14 protein-coding genes, 1 pseudogene and 1 riboswitch are annotated in these 13,648 nt (G+C 37.6%); of the genes and pseudogenes, 2 read left to right on the forward strand and 13 right to left on the reverse strand.

Features of this window, described 5'->3' with window-relative positions; all coding sequences use genetic code 11:
* Positions 1–1,104 precede the first annotated feature (1,104 nt).
* From IEX29_RS23055 to IEX29_RS23100, 10 genes are all read right to left on the reverse strand, one after another.
* Positions 1,105–1,596, reverse strand: coding sequence for a YrvL family regulatory protein (locus IEX29_RS23055; RefSeq protein WP_188737661.1), 492 nt, complete (start codon positions 1,594–1,596; stop codon positions 1,105–1,107).
* A 179-nt stretch (positions 1,597–1,775) separates the two neighbouring features.
* On the reverse strand, positions 1,776–1,985 hold the full coding sequence (locus tag IEX29_RS23060) for a hypothetical protein (RefSeq protein ID WP_188737663.1): 210 nt from the start codon (positions 1,983–1,985) through the stop codon (positions 1,776–1,778).
* An 85-nt stretch (positions 1,986–2,070) separates the two neighbouring features.
* Positions 2,071–2,610, reverse strand: a complete 540-nt coding sequence (locus IEX29_RS23065; RefSeq protein ID WP_188737665.1) for a hypothetical protein — start codon at positions 2,608–2,610, stop codon at positions 2,071–2,073.
* A 321-nt stretch (positions 2,611–2,931) separates the two neighbouring features.
* Positions 2,932–3,507 (reverse strand): TetR/AcrR family transcriptional regulator, encoded by a 576-nt coding sequence (locus tag IEX29_RS23070; RefSeq protein ID WP_188737666.1) that lies wholly within the window; start codon positions 3,505–3,507, stop codon positions 2,932–2,934.
* Positions 3,508–3,646: 139 nt separating this feature from the next.
* A complete protein-coding gene (locus IEX29_RS23075; RefSeq protein WP_188737668.1) occupies positions 3,647–4,105 on the reverse strand; it encodes a DUF2269 family protein in 459 nt (152 codons plus the stop codon).
* Between the two features lie 92 nt (positions 4,106–4,197).
* The gene (locus tag IEX29_RS23080) at positions 4,198–5,622 is read right to left on the reverse strand and encodes a serine hydrolase domain-containing protein (protein ID WP_188737670.1); all 1,425 of its coding nucleotides are present in this window, start codon (positions 5,620–5,622) and stop codon (positions 4,198–4,200) included.
* Positions 5,623–5,643: 21 nt separating this feature from the next.
* Positions 5,644–6,027 carry a DUF4064 domain-containing protein gene (locus IEX29_RS23085; RefSeq protein ID WP_188737671.1) on the reverse strand — a complete coding sequence of 128 codons (384 nt, stop codon included), beginning with the start codon at positions 6,025–6,027 and terminating at the stop codon, positions 5,644–5,646.
* A 275-nt stretch (positions 6,028–6,302) separates the two neighbouring features.
* Positions 6,303–7,796: a carboxylesterase/lipase family protein gene (locus IEX29_RS23090; protein ID WP_188737673.1), complete on the reverse strand. Its 1,494-nt coding sequence runs from the start codon at positions 7,794–7,796 to the stop codon at positions 6,303–6,305.
* 435 nt (positions 7,797–8,231) lie between these two features.
* On the reverse strand, positions 8,232–8,546 hold the full coding sequence (locus IEX29_RS23095; protein ID WP_188737675.1) for a DMT family transporter: 315 nt from the start codon (positions 8,544–8,546) through the stop codon (positions 8,232–8,234).
* Positions 8,546–8,887 carry a DMT family transporter gene (locus IEX29_RS23100; protein ID WP_188737677.1) on the reverse strand — a complete coding sequence of 114 codons (342 nt, stop codon included), beginning with the start codon at positions 8,885–8,887 and terminating at the stop codon, positions 8,546–8,548. The genes IEX29_RS23095 and IEX29_RS23100 overlap by 1 nt, the downstream gene beginning before the upstream one ends.
* Positions 8,888–8,962: 75 nt before the next feature.
* Positions 8,963–9,062: riboswitch (guanidine-I (ykkC/yxkD leader) on the reverse strand.
* A gap of 267 nt (positions 9,063–9,329) precedes the next feature.
* Between IEX29_RS23100 and IEX29_RS23105 the strand changes: the two genes are divergently transcribed.
* Positions 9,330–9,989 carry an RNA polymerase sigma factor gene (locus tag IEX29_RS23105; RefSeq protein WP_188737679.1) on the forward strand — a complete coding sequence of 220 codons (660 nt, stop codon included), beginning with the start codon at positions 9,330–9,332 and terminating at the stop codon, positions 9,987–9,989.
* A gap of 64 nt (positions 9,990–10,053) precedes the next feature.
* Positions 10,054–11,010: an NAD-dependent epimerase/dehydratase family protein gene (locus IEX29_RS23110; protein ID WP_188737681.1), complete on the forward strand. Its 957-nt coding sequence runs from the start codon at positions 10,054–10,056 to the stop codon at positions 11,008–11,010.
* A 39-nt stretch (positions 11,011–11,049) separates the two neighbouring features.
* Here the strand turns inward: IEX29_RS23110 and IEX29_RS23115 are convergent.
* The 3 genes and pseudogenes from IEX29_RS23115 to shc form a co-directional block, all read right to left on the reverse strand.
* Positions 11,050–11,145, reverse strand: a pseudogene (locus tag IEX29_RS23115) (VOC family protein); the annotation flags it as partial.
* A gap of 46 nt (positions 11,146–11,191) precedes the next feature.
* Positions 11,192–11,686, reverse strand: coding sequence for a L,D-transpeptidase family protein (locus tag IEX29_RS23120; protein ID WP_188737683.1), 495 nt, complete (start codon positions 11,684–11,686; stop codon positions 11,192–11,194).
* 51 nt (positions 11,687–11,737) lie between these two features.
* Complete coding sequence (gene shc / locus IEX29_RS23125) at positions 11,738–13,615, reverse strand: squalene--hopene cyclase (RefSeq protein WP_188737685.1); 1,878 nt, start codon at positions 13,613–13,615, stop codon at positions 11,738–11,740.
* Positions 13,616–13,648 lie beyond the last annotated feature (33 nt).

Consider the following 13,648-nt stretch of genomic DNA (forward strand, 5'->3'; position numbering starts at 1 on the left):
TAGCTTTCAGAAGTCAACTTCTGACTTAAATATTCAAGAAAAACGAGGTGTTTTTCTTCTTTCGTACTGGTTGTTTTGTTCAGTTTTCAAAGAGCAATTTCTTTGCCGCTTTTAAAAACAGCGACCAAATTAATATATCATGTTTTGAAAATATTGTCAATAACTTTTTTAAAAGTTTTCTTAATCGCTATCGGCTTTTCAAAAGCACAAATAGAATCATACCATACTATTAAATTAAAAATCAATCTTTTTTTTAATTTTTTTATTCCCTCTATCAAATAGATAGCTATTGCAGCATTTTTCTATATCCAATTAAACCCCTTTTCCCTCTGTAAATAGGCTATATTGACAAAGCTACTAGTGCAGGTTCACAGCTTAATTAAATAACATATAATATCTTACTTTCGCACATCAAAGCATGCATATAAAGTTAGATGAATCAACTAACCATTGCTTTCATTGGCTTTGATTATTTTTGTATGAACGCCTAAATAGTAAAAATATAAATATATTAAATCCTGACCAGCTTCTTTTCTATTGATCATTTTAATATTCTTATTTGTTTCATTCGAGTACTCCTATAGTTTAAAAGACTATTGTATACCAAAACTCGATAAGATAATTCCAATAGCAATTACTATTACAATAAAAGCAGGAATGGAAAGTATTATTTTATTTCTAAAAGGAATGGTATGAAATTTCTTAAATAACTTAGTGAACGAAAATAGGATGAAGCCAATAATAGGAAAAAATATAATAATTGCTATTAAATCCACTTCTGTAAATGGATGCTGGATGTAACCATCGAAAAAATAATTCACTATTATAAGCAAACCAAATAAGATAATTTCACAAATAAGAAACTTAACATAATTCATTTTAGAGTCCCTTGGCATATTCTTTCCTTCCCCGCTGCTTTATGATGAAATATAAATAGCGTAATAGCATTTAAAATAACGGTAACAATAAGAAGAACCGCCGAGGCAAAAACTATTGCCCCTGCTGTATCCATAAGAGCCGTCAAATCCTCAATTTTCACTAAATGATAGTTATAAACTATTCGGAAGCATAGATTTAAAATGTTATATCGTCCACATGGACAAGTTACTCGTCTTCATCATTTTTTTCATCTTCGTCTTTTTCATCATCATCTTCATCCTTATCATCATCAAAAACAATTTCTATTACAGTAATTAGCAGTGCGATAATAATCTCTGTTTTCGCAGAAAGCGTGATACTGCTCATAAATTCATCCACAGTAAATAGTACGAGCCAGTTCAATGTGAATTCAATCATAATCCGGACAATAAGTACCGTTGTTTTTTCAGTAATGTTCCGGACAGACAACATAAAAATTAATTTGGCGAAAATCTCAAATATGCCGCTTACAATAAACATGATGATAACAAAAAGTAACAAGGACCAAATGGAATCATACTGAACACCGAGCAGCTTAAAAATCCCTGCCAAGCCGAAGAAATAAAGCCCAAATACAAAGCCCATCGCAAAGATAATAAGTAGTGTTATCCCTATAATTATTGCTATTTTTTCCTTTACGTTCTTATCTCGAAAGGAATCATTTTCATTTTCTGACATACGTCTACTACTTCCCCCGTTCGTATTCTGCGATCTAGCATAAGTCCAAAGATAGCAGGATTTATATATTTTCTTTAACTTCATTGATTTATTATCTTTAATCTTTGATATCCTTTTTTATTTCTTATGCAGGTTTATTCTCAATAATACATTTTACGTTCTTTTAAACTATCCTACAATCAAACTTGATTATTTCCTTCCGTTATCGTTCTCTTGATATCAAAAATTCCTATCGTACCACAATTCAGGACTCCTATTCCTAAGAAACAGGTGAGTATCCAATTATTTCTCCAGCTTATAATGGTGCTGCCTAAACAGCTTAACGCAGTTACTACCGCTCCATATTTCGCATGCCATTTTTCTAGTTTTGAAGAACTTTTATCACTCAATTAGTCCATCCTTCGTTTTAAAATTTACAGTACAAATATCCGCTAATGCTGCTCTGTTATTCAATTATTCTGCATTAATAAGATTTTAATCATAACCACCTTTAGCATCTGGCAGCTCCTTATACGCTTCCTTTCCTCTAACGATGCCAAATACATAATTACGTAATTTAATTAGCTGCTCTGTATCATCGGTTGGGTCACAGTAGGCTCCTGAAACAGAATGTGTTATTGTTTCACCATTAATAATAATTTTCCAATCGTCATCTTCGTGTGGCTCTATATTACACATCGTGCCGTTTACAGGTTCAGGTGTGAATTCTTTCGTTTCAACAACATTGATTTCTATCATTCTTTCATAAATAGCTTTCATTTCTTCCTCTGTTAAAGTAATCTCTGTAGTTGCTGTCCCATCTGTTATTAAATCCTTCGTCACGGTACCTTCAAAAGTGTTAATAACATTATTTTTCCCCACGCCAAACTGAATAGAAAAGCCAAAGTCGTCGGGCATATCCTTTGGCATACTTACAGCTGGATCAACATGAGTCGGCTCGATTTCATTTGGTTCAGGTTGACTGCATGCACTCAGAGAAAGAATCAGTAAAGTAAAAAGTAATAGCTTTTTCATTAACAGCCTCGCCTCCTTCTATATAATAGATGAATGCTATTCTATTTCGTTTCATTATTATTGAAAAAAGCTGCTCATTTATGAGTGGTTATTTGATTATTTATTTGAATTCATTTTACAGTAAACTGCGGTTGGTTTAAATAAAAGTTTGAACAATTAATTATTTCCAATAGAAAAAAGAGCAGAAGAAGACAGCATGATTTTCTTCTGCTCTAAACCAAAATATATCAAAGCTTTACAGTTGGATATTTAATTTTATATCATCCTGATTCACAATAAATAAATTTTAAAAATTCATTCAGAGAGATATAAAATCCTATATCATTTATGATGATTGGTTAAACCTTGTATGATAAATTCAACTAAATAATTTATAACCTGCGGAAAATGTTGAATACCAACTTCATCTTTATGTGTATCGATGCAGATTAGTGAATCAAAGAAAACAGGTAAAAGTTCTTCATCGATATCTTCTCTGATTTTCCCTTGAGATTTCCAATTCTTAAGTAAATCCACGTACAAACTGCGAATAGCATCAATGTTTTTACCATTTTCATTTCTATAGTATTGCTCAAGTTCTTTATAAAAATCCTGATTATACCATTCTTTCAGTATAGGGTTTGCATGAATCTCCTTAAAATTTTCCATAAGAAGCAGCTTTATTAGTTTTACCGGCTCTTGCGTTAAATCAATTGATTCAATAAGACGGCTCTTGAGCTTCTCGTTCTCTTGGGTATATATTTCTATAAACAACTGCTCTTTGGACGTATAGTAGTTATAAAATGTTCCAACGCCTATATTGGCCTTTTCGGCTATCTGTTTAATATTCGTTTTTTTGAATCCTTTTGTACTAAATAAGTCCTTACCACATTTAAAAATATTTGATTTTACATCCATTGGCCCTCAACCTTTTTAGAGTGAATATTTATTTAATTATTCATATTAAAGCATACCGTTTTCATTACTGTCAACTTCAAGCGGGTTCCAGGATGAAGTTAGACAGGGACTGTTTAAATCTTGCCTTGAGCCGTTATTTTTAATTACCAGGCTTAAAAACCATCAGAATAAAGATAGTAATGAGCAGTGCGTTTTGTACCCAATCATGTGATATCTTCTGGTTTAATAGTTCTATATATTCTTGCGGAATATTTTCACCAACGTGAGTCTCGGAAATATTCAACATGGATTTCAGTTTACGCTCTATCGTGAACGAGCTGTAGATCCCTAAAATGATAAATAAACCCAATGCCAACAAATACCAAACTGTTTTAAACAATGATGGATTCATAACTCCCATTAATAAACCAGTGGTTACAAGCAGACCAAAGCCGATACTGGATAAGGGGTTTAATTTTCCAATGATTTTATGAGCATTTTTTAACTCATTCATATTTCCGGCGTTTTTTAAAATTTGATTAAATACCAGAATAGGCCCCAGCCCAATGATGGCAGCAAAAATATGGATTCCCACTAAAAAAGTATATAATTGATACATGTGTTTTCGCTCCTTCACCTTTTTTCTACATAGACGTTATCTCTTGATTTGAAATGATGTTTCCACTAATATCGATTATCACTCGAGCTTCATTATCCTTTCCTTCTGAATTTCAGCCCTTTATAATCCATTTCTGCGATATGACCATGTACATTTCTGTTAAATTTGACACAATCCATTGTCCCTTCCAATAAAAAAGTATTTTTATCAATAGGCTTTAAGCCCATTGGAGAGTCAAGCACATATGCCTGAAGCTGACTCTTTTTTACTTCAACGAAAAGAGACAAATTCATCGTCTCTGATTGATAATTACCAACATACTGTGATAAACAACCTTGTGACCCTGCTGCTTTGTTTTCATAGATAACATGAGACGCTTCAGCTGACCGGTTCTCCATGCAATTAAATGCCCCATTCATAATTGCAGTTGGTGCCACACTTAAAATATTAGTGAGGACTATCCCCGTTAAACCTTTTTCAGCAATAATATACATTTGTGCTCCTCCGCCTTTAAGACCGCCGGCATGTTCCACCAGTTTTGTTCCATGGTAGTCAGAAACGGTCGATAGGCCATACCCATATCCTTGTCTAATTCGTTTATTTCTCCAAATATGAGCCTCTGTCATCTGTTTGACACTATCATTTGTCAAAATCCGCTCGGGTCCTGCCTTTCCACCTGTCCGAAAAATCTCTGTAAATTTCAGCATATCGGAAACGGTCGATTTCAGGAAACCAGCGGCTCGCTGCACTGGAGTATCCCACCAGTTTCGGGAAGGGACAATGGTTTTTTCTCCATGCTTTTCACGAGATACATAAATTTTAGTTACATCTATATTATAAAAATCATCTAGAAAAAAAGAGGTGCGTTTCATCCCGGCAGGCTTCAAAATATGTTCATAAATATATGTTTCATATTTTTTCCCGCTTACCCGTTCGATAATTGCTCCTAACAAACCATAGCAATCATTACTGTAAAGCCACTGTTTCCCAGGCTCCCCCAATAATTTGAAATCCAATTGAGAAATATAATGGAGATATTCTTCATACGTATAAATCGGTTGAACCTCTTCTTTATTCCCTTGGATTGCCGGATCATACCTGAAATCATCTTCTGTTAAGCTTTCGTACAATACCATTGGAAATGTCTGGAGATCAGGGATACCACTTGTGTGAGTCATGAAATGATGAATTGTTATTTGATCAGCGTCTTTCTCATTTTTAAGTTGAAAATCGGGTAAATATTTTTTAATGGGGTCATGCAAGGAGAGTTTCCCCTCCTCTTTTAATTGCATTAAAGCAACACAAGTAAATGTTTTTGTAATCGATCCAATAGCGAATACAGTATCGCTTGTAATCTTCAATTGGTTTTCTAAATCACTGTAACCAAAGCCCTTTTCATAAAAGGTATGCCCATCCTTTGCCAGTCCGACAGCAACACCAGGGAGATGAGACTCTTTCAATACTTTTTCTACATAGGCTTCAAAAGTAGTAATCCAATCATCATTTTGCATTTGCATCACGCCCTTCTCCATACACTCCTATGGTTTTCTAATCAAAGTCATAATCCCTGCAGCGATAAAGAATATAGCGGGAATCATTCCGATTACTGAAATGGTACTAATCACTACAGATATGATAATCAATATCCACCCTGCAAGTTTTGGACTACGATTTCTTTTCAACAGCTGTGCCGCAATTACCCCAAATACAATACCGATCATTCCAGGCAAAATAAACATGGTACCGGCTTGACCTAACTGTTCCAGTGTATAAGCGTTTTGCTGCTCACCCCAGCCGGAGTCCAAATACCGCAGAAAAGATGCGCTGTTCTTGAGATATAAGAAAACCACACCAGTTCCAGCCATGATAAAACTCATGATTACTCCAAGCATACTTAATACGATTTCTACTGTACGTTTCATATGAAAAAACCTCCATTAAAATTAAATTAACGCATACTGAGAAACATTGCTTCTACAGATTAGTGGTTAATTGTAATAGTCCTTTTAACGCGTCTTGGTCAAGCTCATTTAAAATAATCAGTCTCTCATGCTTTCTACTCTTTAATCACTCACGCTCCTTTATCGTCCAATATGAATGAATATTTTTAAATTCATTCATATTGGACGATATAAATTTCATCTATATGAACTAATCCCGATTCCTTGCAAAAGCTGTGATGATGGGGAACATATTTCTAACGCATATGGAAGCGGTGATTGATTTCAGCTACATCACCCAGAGCTCCGATAACAGAAGCATACCGCATAGTTTGCCTCTGATTCCTCTCATAAGAAGGCCATGAGATAGAAACAGCAGGGTTGCCAGTTCTAATAAACCCAATCCACGCACTTTGAATTGCAGCTGTTAAATCAGCAACTACCCCTGGATCAGCCCCCTGCAATATCGGTACATCCTTGTATGCTTCGATATTTCCGAATATAAACGGCAGTTCTAAACCATGACAGGCTTTAAAAGGAGACCCAAATGGTGCCCAATCAAACTGATATACCCAAGTATGTGAGCCAGCTTTATGAGATGCTTCTGCTAACCTGATAGACGGCAGGAGGAATATATAATCAGTAATCAAGTCAGATACTAAATCGACAGTTGTACTGCCAGGGCGCCGCCACCGGTATTGCTCGATTGCCTCTTCTTTCCCGTTCAAAGTAACAAAACGTTCTTTAACAAGGGCTGGATCAAGGTCTTTTAGGTTCCCAAGAAGAATATTTGCTTCCTCTCTATTGGTACCCACAATGAAATCAATGCCGGCATCACCTGCTCCTTTTGCGGCTAAATCAATAAAATTATCCGCTGTAGAAAAAGAATTAAAAACAGGCATAAAAGGCAAATTAAGCTGGCCAAAGCGTGAAATTTCTTGAGCTAATTTTCCCGTTGCCTGTATAATTCGGGCAGGTGGCAGGGTATTCAATTGCGTGATTATTTCTTGTGGATCTCTCTGATTAATACCCAAAATATCCAGAAACCGGCTCGCATTTTCCAATGCTTTTGCTTCTGACAATGGAGCAAGACCTGCGGGAGCACTCTGCAGGATCGCTCTTCTGAAAAGCCCCCGCGCCTCCTGCATAGCCAATAGGCACATAATGGCATGGGCTCCTGCGGATTGCCCCATGATCGTAACCTGATCGGGATCGCCACCAAATTGCGCAATATGATCTTGAACCCAATTTAGAGCAGCGAGGATATCAGAAATCCCCATTTTGCCATCGCTAATCCCTGGATAATGCAAAAATCCAAAAGCACCAAGCCGATAGTTGACGCCTACAGTTACTATATCTCCCTCTTTGGAAAGCTCCGCTCCATCGTACCAGTCCAGTGATCCAGATCCAGTCATATAATGTCCACCATGTAACCAAACAACAACAGTCCGTTTTTGCTGATCTGCTGCAGGAGTTGAAATTGTTAAAGATAAACAATCTTCTCCTTGAGACGGTTCAGAAGCTTCTCCGATAGCTTGACGTAATGGAGAAGGCGGTTGTGGTGCAATAAAACCATGAATACTTGCATCCCGAATTCCAGTCCAAGCTGAAACAGGGCGTGTTGGGGAAAAACGAAACTCCCCTTCTGGTGCGCCGGCATACGGAACATTACGAAACTGAACAACGCCATTCCTTAGAACCCCTTGAAGTGAACCAAGAGAAGTTTGTACGATACATGATTCGTTTCTCATAGAAAGCAGCTCCTTTATTTAAAATGATATAGATGTTCTGGCTATCTCTTTCATATTCATTTTTTTGAAATCATTATTTACCCTCCCAATGAATGAATATTTTTTTATTCATTCACATTAAAGCACATATATTCATGCACTGTCAATCGGCATATATACCTTAGCAACTGCCGTTTATCCCCAATTACATGGTCATAATATATGTTTAACAGCGATGATACTCGGATTATATTATGCATTAATCAAATTCATTATGAAAACAAAAATAGGCAATAATAATTTAATTTATAGTAATTCAGCTTTATAAAAGTCCTGTTTCAGAAAATAAGAGCCTGGTTTGAACAGTTTTATTCAAAACAGGCTCACAAAATTATAATTCCGGCTTTTTTCTACCTAAATCCTCAAAAACAATCATTTATTTATATTTCTCATAAGTTATGAGATAAGTTTAAGCCCAATCACCGAGCATAAAACCATTGTTATAAAAACGATCCTCTTCCAGTCCTTTGATTCGCCATAAAATATCATGCCAATTAGTGCCCCGCCGACTACACCAATCCCTGTCCAAATGGCATAGCCAGTTCCCATAGGAATGAATTGCAATGAATAACTGAGTAAAGCAAGACTGGAACCAAATCCTAAAATGAGTAAAATAACGGTTTGCAAATTCCGCTTTACAGAAAGCTGATTAATCATTGCAACGCCAAATGTCTCCAGTAATCCCGCTATAATTAAAGTAAACCAGGCCATCAGGATTCAGCTCCTTTCTTTTCCTTATCAGGCGTAACTAATTTCAGCCCCATAACTCCAGATAATAGCACTGCTATTAAAAGAATTTTCATCCATTGGAATGCTTCTCCAAAGAAAAGAATCCCCGCAATCACAGTACCTGCTGTTCCTAAGCCTACAAAAACAGCATAAACCGTTCCAGCCGGAAGTACCTGTGCTGCTGTAATCATTAGATAATTACTGACGATAATAGCAATAACTGTTCCAGTCCAGGTCCAAAAATCATAAGAATGGGTCAATCCAATCACCCAAAAAATCTCCAAAAAAGCTGCAATAAACACTTTAATCCAGTTTCGACTCAACGAAAACACCTCCAATTTTATTCTTGCCAAAAAAAGAAAAAACAAAAAGCCCGGAGAGATAACTGTAGATACAGTTTCTCCCGGGCTTTTATCCCTCCGTGACACAGTATTTCACTGTGAGTTTTCTCTCGGTCCAGGCCAATATTAGCATTGCGGAACCCTAGAAAACATTTGCTTTACTCTATTCCTTTAATTTCTTATCATTATACACAAATTTTAAAATGATTCAAGCTTACCGATCTCTAACAAAATATAAAGAATGGTGGGACATAACAGGCTATATTACTTGTGCATGTTACACATATCCGCAATAATGTTGATAATATAATTAATAATCGCCAGGACTTTTTCGCATTCAAATATTTTACCCCAAAATCGTATCCTTTTCTCCTTGTTTTTCGTTAAAGGAAGTGAAAGGAGTGCTTAAAAAGGAGTGTAAATCATGAATCAAAAGTTTAATAAAGTTTGGGAAGACTATTCTTCTTCAACGTGGAAGGCTTGTCTGCATTTTACCAATAATCCCCATGATGCAGAGGATCTTATGCAGACAACCTGGATAAAAGCCTACATAGGTTGGCGAAAGAAACCTAAATCACTGTCAAAGGCATATTTTACCGCCATTGCAAAAAATACATGGATTGATGAGATCCGCAAACGAAAACTGCCAACTGTTCCATACGAAGATAACTGTCAGCAGTTCGGCAGTTCGACTGAGTTAATGACTTCTTTAAATTTCACACATGTTTTAAATACACTTGTCACCAGACTAACCATAAACCAGCAAATACTATTTCTTTTATCTGATGTATGCAGATGCAGTCTGAAAGAAATAGCATTTTTGACGAATATGCGTGTTGGAGCTGTGAAGGCAGCTCTTTTCCGGGCAAGACAAAAGGTAATAAATGAAGTTCGCGACAATATAGAAGAGGCACACTCTTTAGATGAAGAAGAAGCACTTCGGGTACAGCTATATAGTCAAGCACTGCAGAATGAGGACATACAGCTGATTGCCAGTCTTCTTACTGACAATGTAAGTATTCCAGCGTTATATGTTCAACAGCAGCAAGGCAATTCTTCAATAGATTGTAAAATGGCGGCTTAAGTACTTTATACCGTCAAGAGAAGTATCGGGTTACAGACTTTACCTTTAGGGAGGAATTAGACTAATGAAAGTTCTATTGCTGGGCGGCACATTATTTTTAGGGAAACATATCGCAGAACAGGCTTTGAATAAGGGAATGGAAATCACATTATTCAATAGAGGAAAAACAAACCCGGAATTTCTGAAGGAAACAGCTGGTGTCACACATATCGTTGGCAATCGCAGTACAGATGATATTGAAAAGCTTACGGGTTACTGGGATGCAGTGATTGATCCAGGTACTAATCCAAATGATGTACAGCGCTCGATAAATCAATTAAAGAATCGTTGCAATACTTATATTTACATCTCCAGTATTAGCGCATATAGGCATCTAAATAAAGGACCTGTACTCGAATCGAATACGTTACACGAACTGGATAAAGATGACTACGCCAGCAATAAGGCTACTTGCGAGGTCATTGTAAACAGTGATTTTTATAATAACTCACTTACTATCCGTCCAGGTCTTATTGTTGGACCAGATGACCCGACAGACCGCTTCACCTATTGGCCCTGGAGAATGCATCAGGGCGGAAGAATTCTCGTTCCAAATGTGAATGATAATAAAAAGATTCAGTTTATTGATGTGCGTGATTTAGCATCATGGATTGTTAAAGCTATTGAACAGGGTGTAAAAGGAACATTTAATACAGCTGGTCCAAAAGAGAAATTGGGATTTAAAGACTTTATGTTAACTTGCCAAAAACTAGTTTCACCAGAAAATACAGAGCTTTGTTGGGTGGAGGAATCTATTTTACAAGAAAATCAAATTCAGCCTTGGATAGAGCTTCCTTTTTGGCTTCCTGACTCCTTAAATATGAATGGAGTTTACGTGACCGGAAAGGACAGTGGAAAGCAGGGCTTGAAAGCGAGAAAGAGAAACGTGTGCTGGAAAAAGCGGGAAATAGTGCTATTTGACTTTAATGAAGCATCCTTTATAAATCCAGCTGTTGTATTAAATGAAAAGAACCCATTTTGAAAAAGCCTGCTCAAAGTGGGTTCTTTATTTGTTAAAAATTTATTCTGGTAAGTTCAGTTGCCAGGATACACCAAATCGGTCATTCAACCAACCGAATTTTTTACTGAATCCATAGTTATCCATAGGCATGAGTGCCATCCGACATTTCAGATGGCATTCTCCTTGTTATTGATTATACAGGTTACGGATGTATAAAAACCGGCGTTCCAATTGGAATAATCCCCGCCAATTCCTCCACATCCTGATTGTACATTCGTATACAACCATGCGATACGGCTTTGCCAATCGAACTCGGATCATTCGTTCCATGAATCCCGTAGTGTTCCTTTGACAGACTCATCCACATTGTACCGAATGGACCGCCTGGATTGGGCGCTTTATTAATCACGATATAATTCCCTACCGGTGTACCATGCAGCATTCTTCCCACTGCAATTGGATATTGCTTTTGCTGTACGCCGTCCTTTAATAAAGTCAGCTTCCGATTATTGACAGATATATCGATCTGATATGGAAGTGTATTGGCAGAAGAAAAGCCTGGTATGATTATAGACTGTCCCGAATAAATGACATTTGGATTTAAGGTCGGATTAGCGTTTATGATCGTCTGTATTGGTATACGATAATCCCTTGCTATTTGATGGAGTGTCTCCCCTGGTTTAACTATATGAATCATATCCAAGCACCTCACATATTTCTATCGTTATTGCACATCCGTATGCTTACTTCAACAAAATTTGTCCCGGTAATTTGCTAAAGCAAGCAGCGGAAACAGATATTCATAGCTATGATAATGTATATAAAATCCTCCTGCCAGCCCCTGCCCTTTCGGATAGGCTGTCGTACAATCATCTTTCTCCGATGACTCAAGTAAATACGAAATCCCCCGCTCAATCTCAGGTGTTGCCTTTTCCTCTGCAGCAATCAAGGTGTCTATTGCCCAGGCTGTATGAGTACGCGTACTCATCTTTAGCGGAACATACTTTTTCTCTATATCACTTTTACAGGATTCTCCCCAGCCGCCATCCTGATTTTGAATGGCATACAACCATTTAATTGCTTTTTGAATCTGCGGATGATCACTGCGTGTTTTAACCGCTGCTAATCCCGTAATCGCTGCCCAAGTTCCGTATATATAGCAAATTCCCCATCTCCCATACCAGGACCCATCCTTTTCCTGATTATGCAGAAGCCATTTTACTCCACGTTTAATAAGGGGGTGATTCGTATCTGTGCGGGTATCATTCCCAAAGAACTCCAATGTTCTCCCTGTCAAATCCGCTGTTGAAGGGTCCAACAGCATCGATCCTCCTCCTTCAATCGGCAGCCAGGAAAGCAATGTATTATCCACATTTTTCTCAAAGGCAGGCCAGCCCCCATCATCATTCTGCATAGAAACAGCCCATTGAATTCCGCGATCCCAGGCTTGGCGATAAATTGTATCTTCACGGGAGAGGGAGCGGATAGATCTCAACGAAGCTGTTGTATCATCCAAATCGGGATTAATCGTATTGATATTGGAAAACCCCCACCCGCCAGGTATCACATCTTGGTTATGAATGGCCCAATCACCATATTCCATTTGCTGTCTCTTCAGTAAATATTGGTTGGCTTTGTCAATTACCGTTGTGATCGGAGATACTCCAGCCTTTTGCAAAGCATGACTAATCAAAGCAGTATTCCAGACGTTTGCGGTCGTATACTGCATATGCGTTTGTTTTCCAATGTTGGTTTTAAACCCCTTTAGGCCCTCTACAGCCTTGATAATAATAGAATCCTGTTTTGAATAGCCCCTGGCCATCAAAGCAAATATCATCAAAAATGTCGAACTGAAATAACTGTAAAACGTGCCGTCTGACTCCGTCCGGTTTAGCATATACTCCTCCGCGCGCTGCAGGGCTAATTCATGAAGGTCTTCCGGCAGCCCTATCAGACTCCCAATCCCCCGTTGAAAAGGTGTATCAAAGGGGCGCCAGCTGTTTAGCTCCGTTTCCCAATCGCCATCATCTCCCCGCTGTAAAAATAAATCAGACAAATCGGGTGAGCGTTTGGTTTTCCGGCTGAATTTATAATCTGCTGTGATTAGTATAGGAATTAAATTTGACCGTGCGTATAAGGATAAGTCAAATATATTAAGTGGAAACGACACTGGAAAAAGAATGAATTGAACTGGAACAGGAAGATAACGCGGCCATTTGTACTGCCCTGTCAGAGCTAGCATGACTTTTGCAAACATATTGATTTCTTTTAAACCGCCATGCTGCTGGATAAACCTTGTAGCTAAACGTATCTCCCGGTCCTCCTTTTTTTTGCGGCCGGAGTAAAGGAGTGCATAACAGGCCTCCACTGTTGCCGTGAGATTCCCACCCGCTTCATCGTGAAATATTTTCCAGGCTCCATTTTTACCTTGTTTACGAAGGATTCTGCTTACCAGTGCATCAATTAAATCCTCCTCATCCATTTCCAATGTACGTAAAAGGATAATCATATAACAGTCTGTTGAAATTCCGGTTTCAAAAGGATATGACCAGGATCCATCAAGCTTCTGTTCCCCTGTAAGCCTATCAACCAGTTGATTTATTTCTGCATCCACCTTTTCTTTCATAAAAAAACCTCTCTTATAGGAACTATTTTTTTA

This window comes from Oceanobacillus neutriphilus (assembly GCF_014645515.1).
GTDB lineage: Bacteria > Bacillota > Bacilli > Bacillales > Amphibacillaceae > Oceanobacillus > Oceanobacillus neutriphilus.

Coding starts and splice junctions, on each gene's coding strand:
- IEX29_RS23055 (WP_188737661.1), bottom strand. CDS start 1,596: ATGTCAGAAAATGAAAATGATTCCTTTCGAGATAAGAACGTAAAGGAA.
- IEX29_RS23065 (WP_188737665.1), bottom strand. CDS start 2,610: ATGAAAAAGCTATTACTTTTTACTTTACTGATTCTTTCTCTGAGTGCA.
- IEX29_RS23070 (WP_188737666.1), bottom strand. CDS start 3,507: ATGGATGTAAAATCAAATATTTTTAAATGTGGTAAGGACTTATTTAGT.
- IEX29_RS23075 (WP_188737668.1), bottom strand. CDS start 4,105: ATGTATCAATTATATACTTTTTTAGTGGGAATCCATATTTTTGCTGCC.
- IEX29_RS23080 (WP_188737670.1), bottom strand. CDS start 5,622: ATGCAAATGCAAAATGATGATTGGATTACTACTTTTGAAGCCTATGTA.
- IEX29_RS23085 (WP_188737671.1), bottom strand. CDS start 6,027: ATGAAACGTACAGTAGAAATCGTATTAAGTATGCTTGGAGTAATCATG.
- IEX29_RS23090 (WP_188737673.1), bottom strand. CDS start 7,796: ATGAGAAACGAATCATGTATCGTACAAACTTCTCTTGGTTCACTTCAA.
- IEX29_RS23095 (WP_188737675.1), bottom strand. CDS start 8,546: ATGGCCTGGTTTACTTTAATTATAGCGGGATTACTGGAGACATTTGGC.
- IEX29_RS23105 (WP_188737679.1), top strand. CDS start 9,330: ATGAATCAAAAGTTTAATAAAGTTTGGGAAGACTATTCTTCTTCAACG.
- IEX29_RS23110 (WP_188737681.1), top strand. CDS start 10,054: ATGAAAGTTCTATTGCTGGGCGGCACATTATTTTTAGGGAAACATATC.
- IEX29_RS23120 (WP_188737683.1), bottom strand. CDS start 11,686: ATGATTCATATAGTTAAACCAGGGGAGACACTCCATCAAATAGCAAGG.
- shc (WP_188737685.1), bottom strand. CDS start 13,615: ATGAAAGAAAAGGTGGATGCAGAAATAAATCAACTGGTTGATAGGCTT.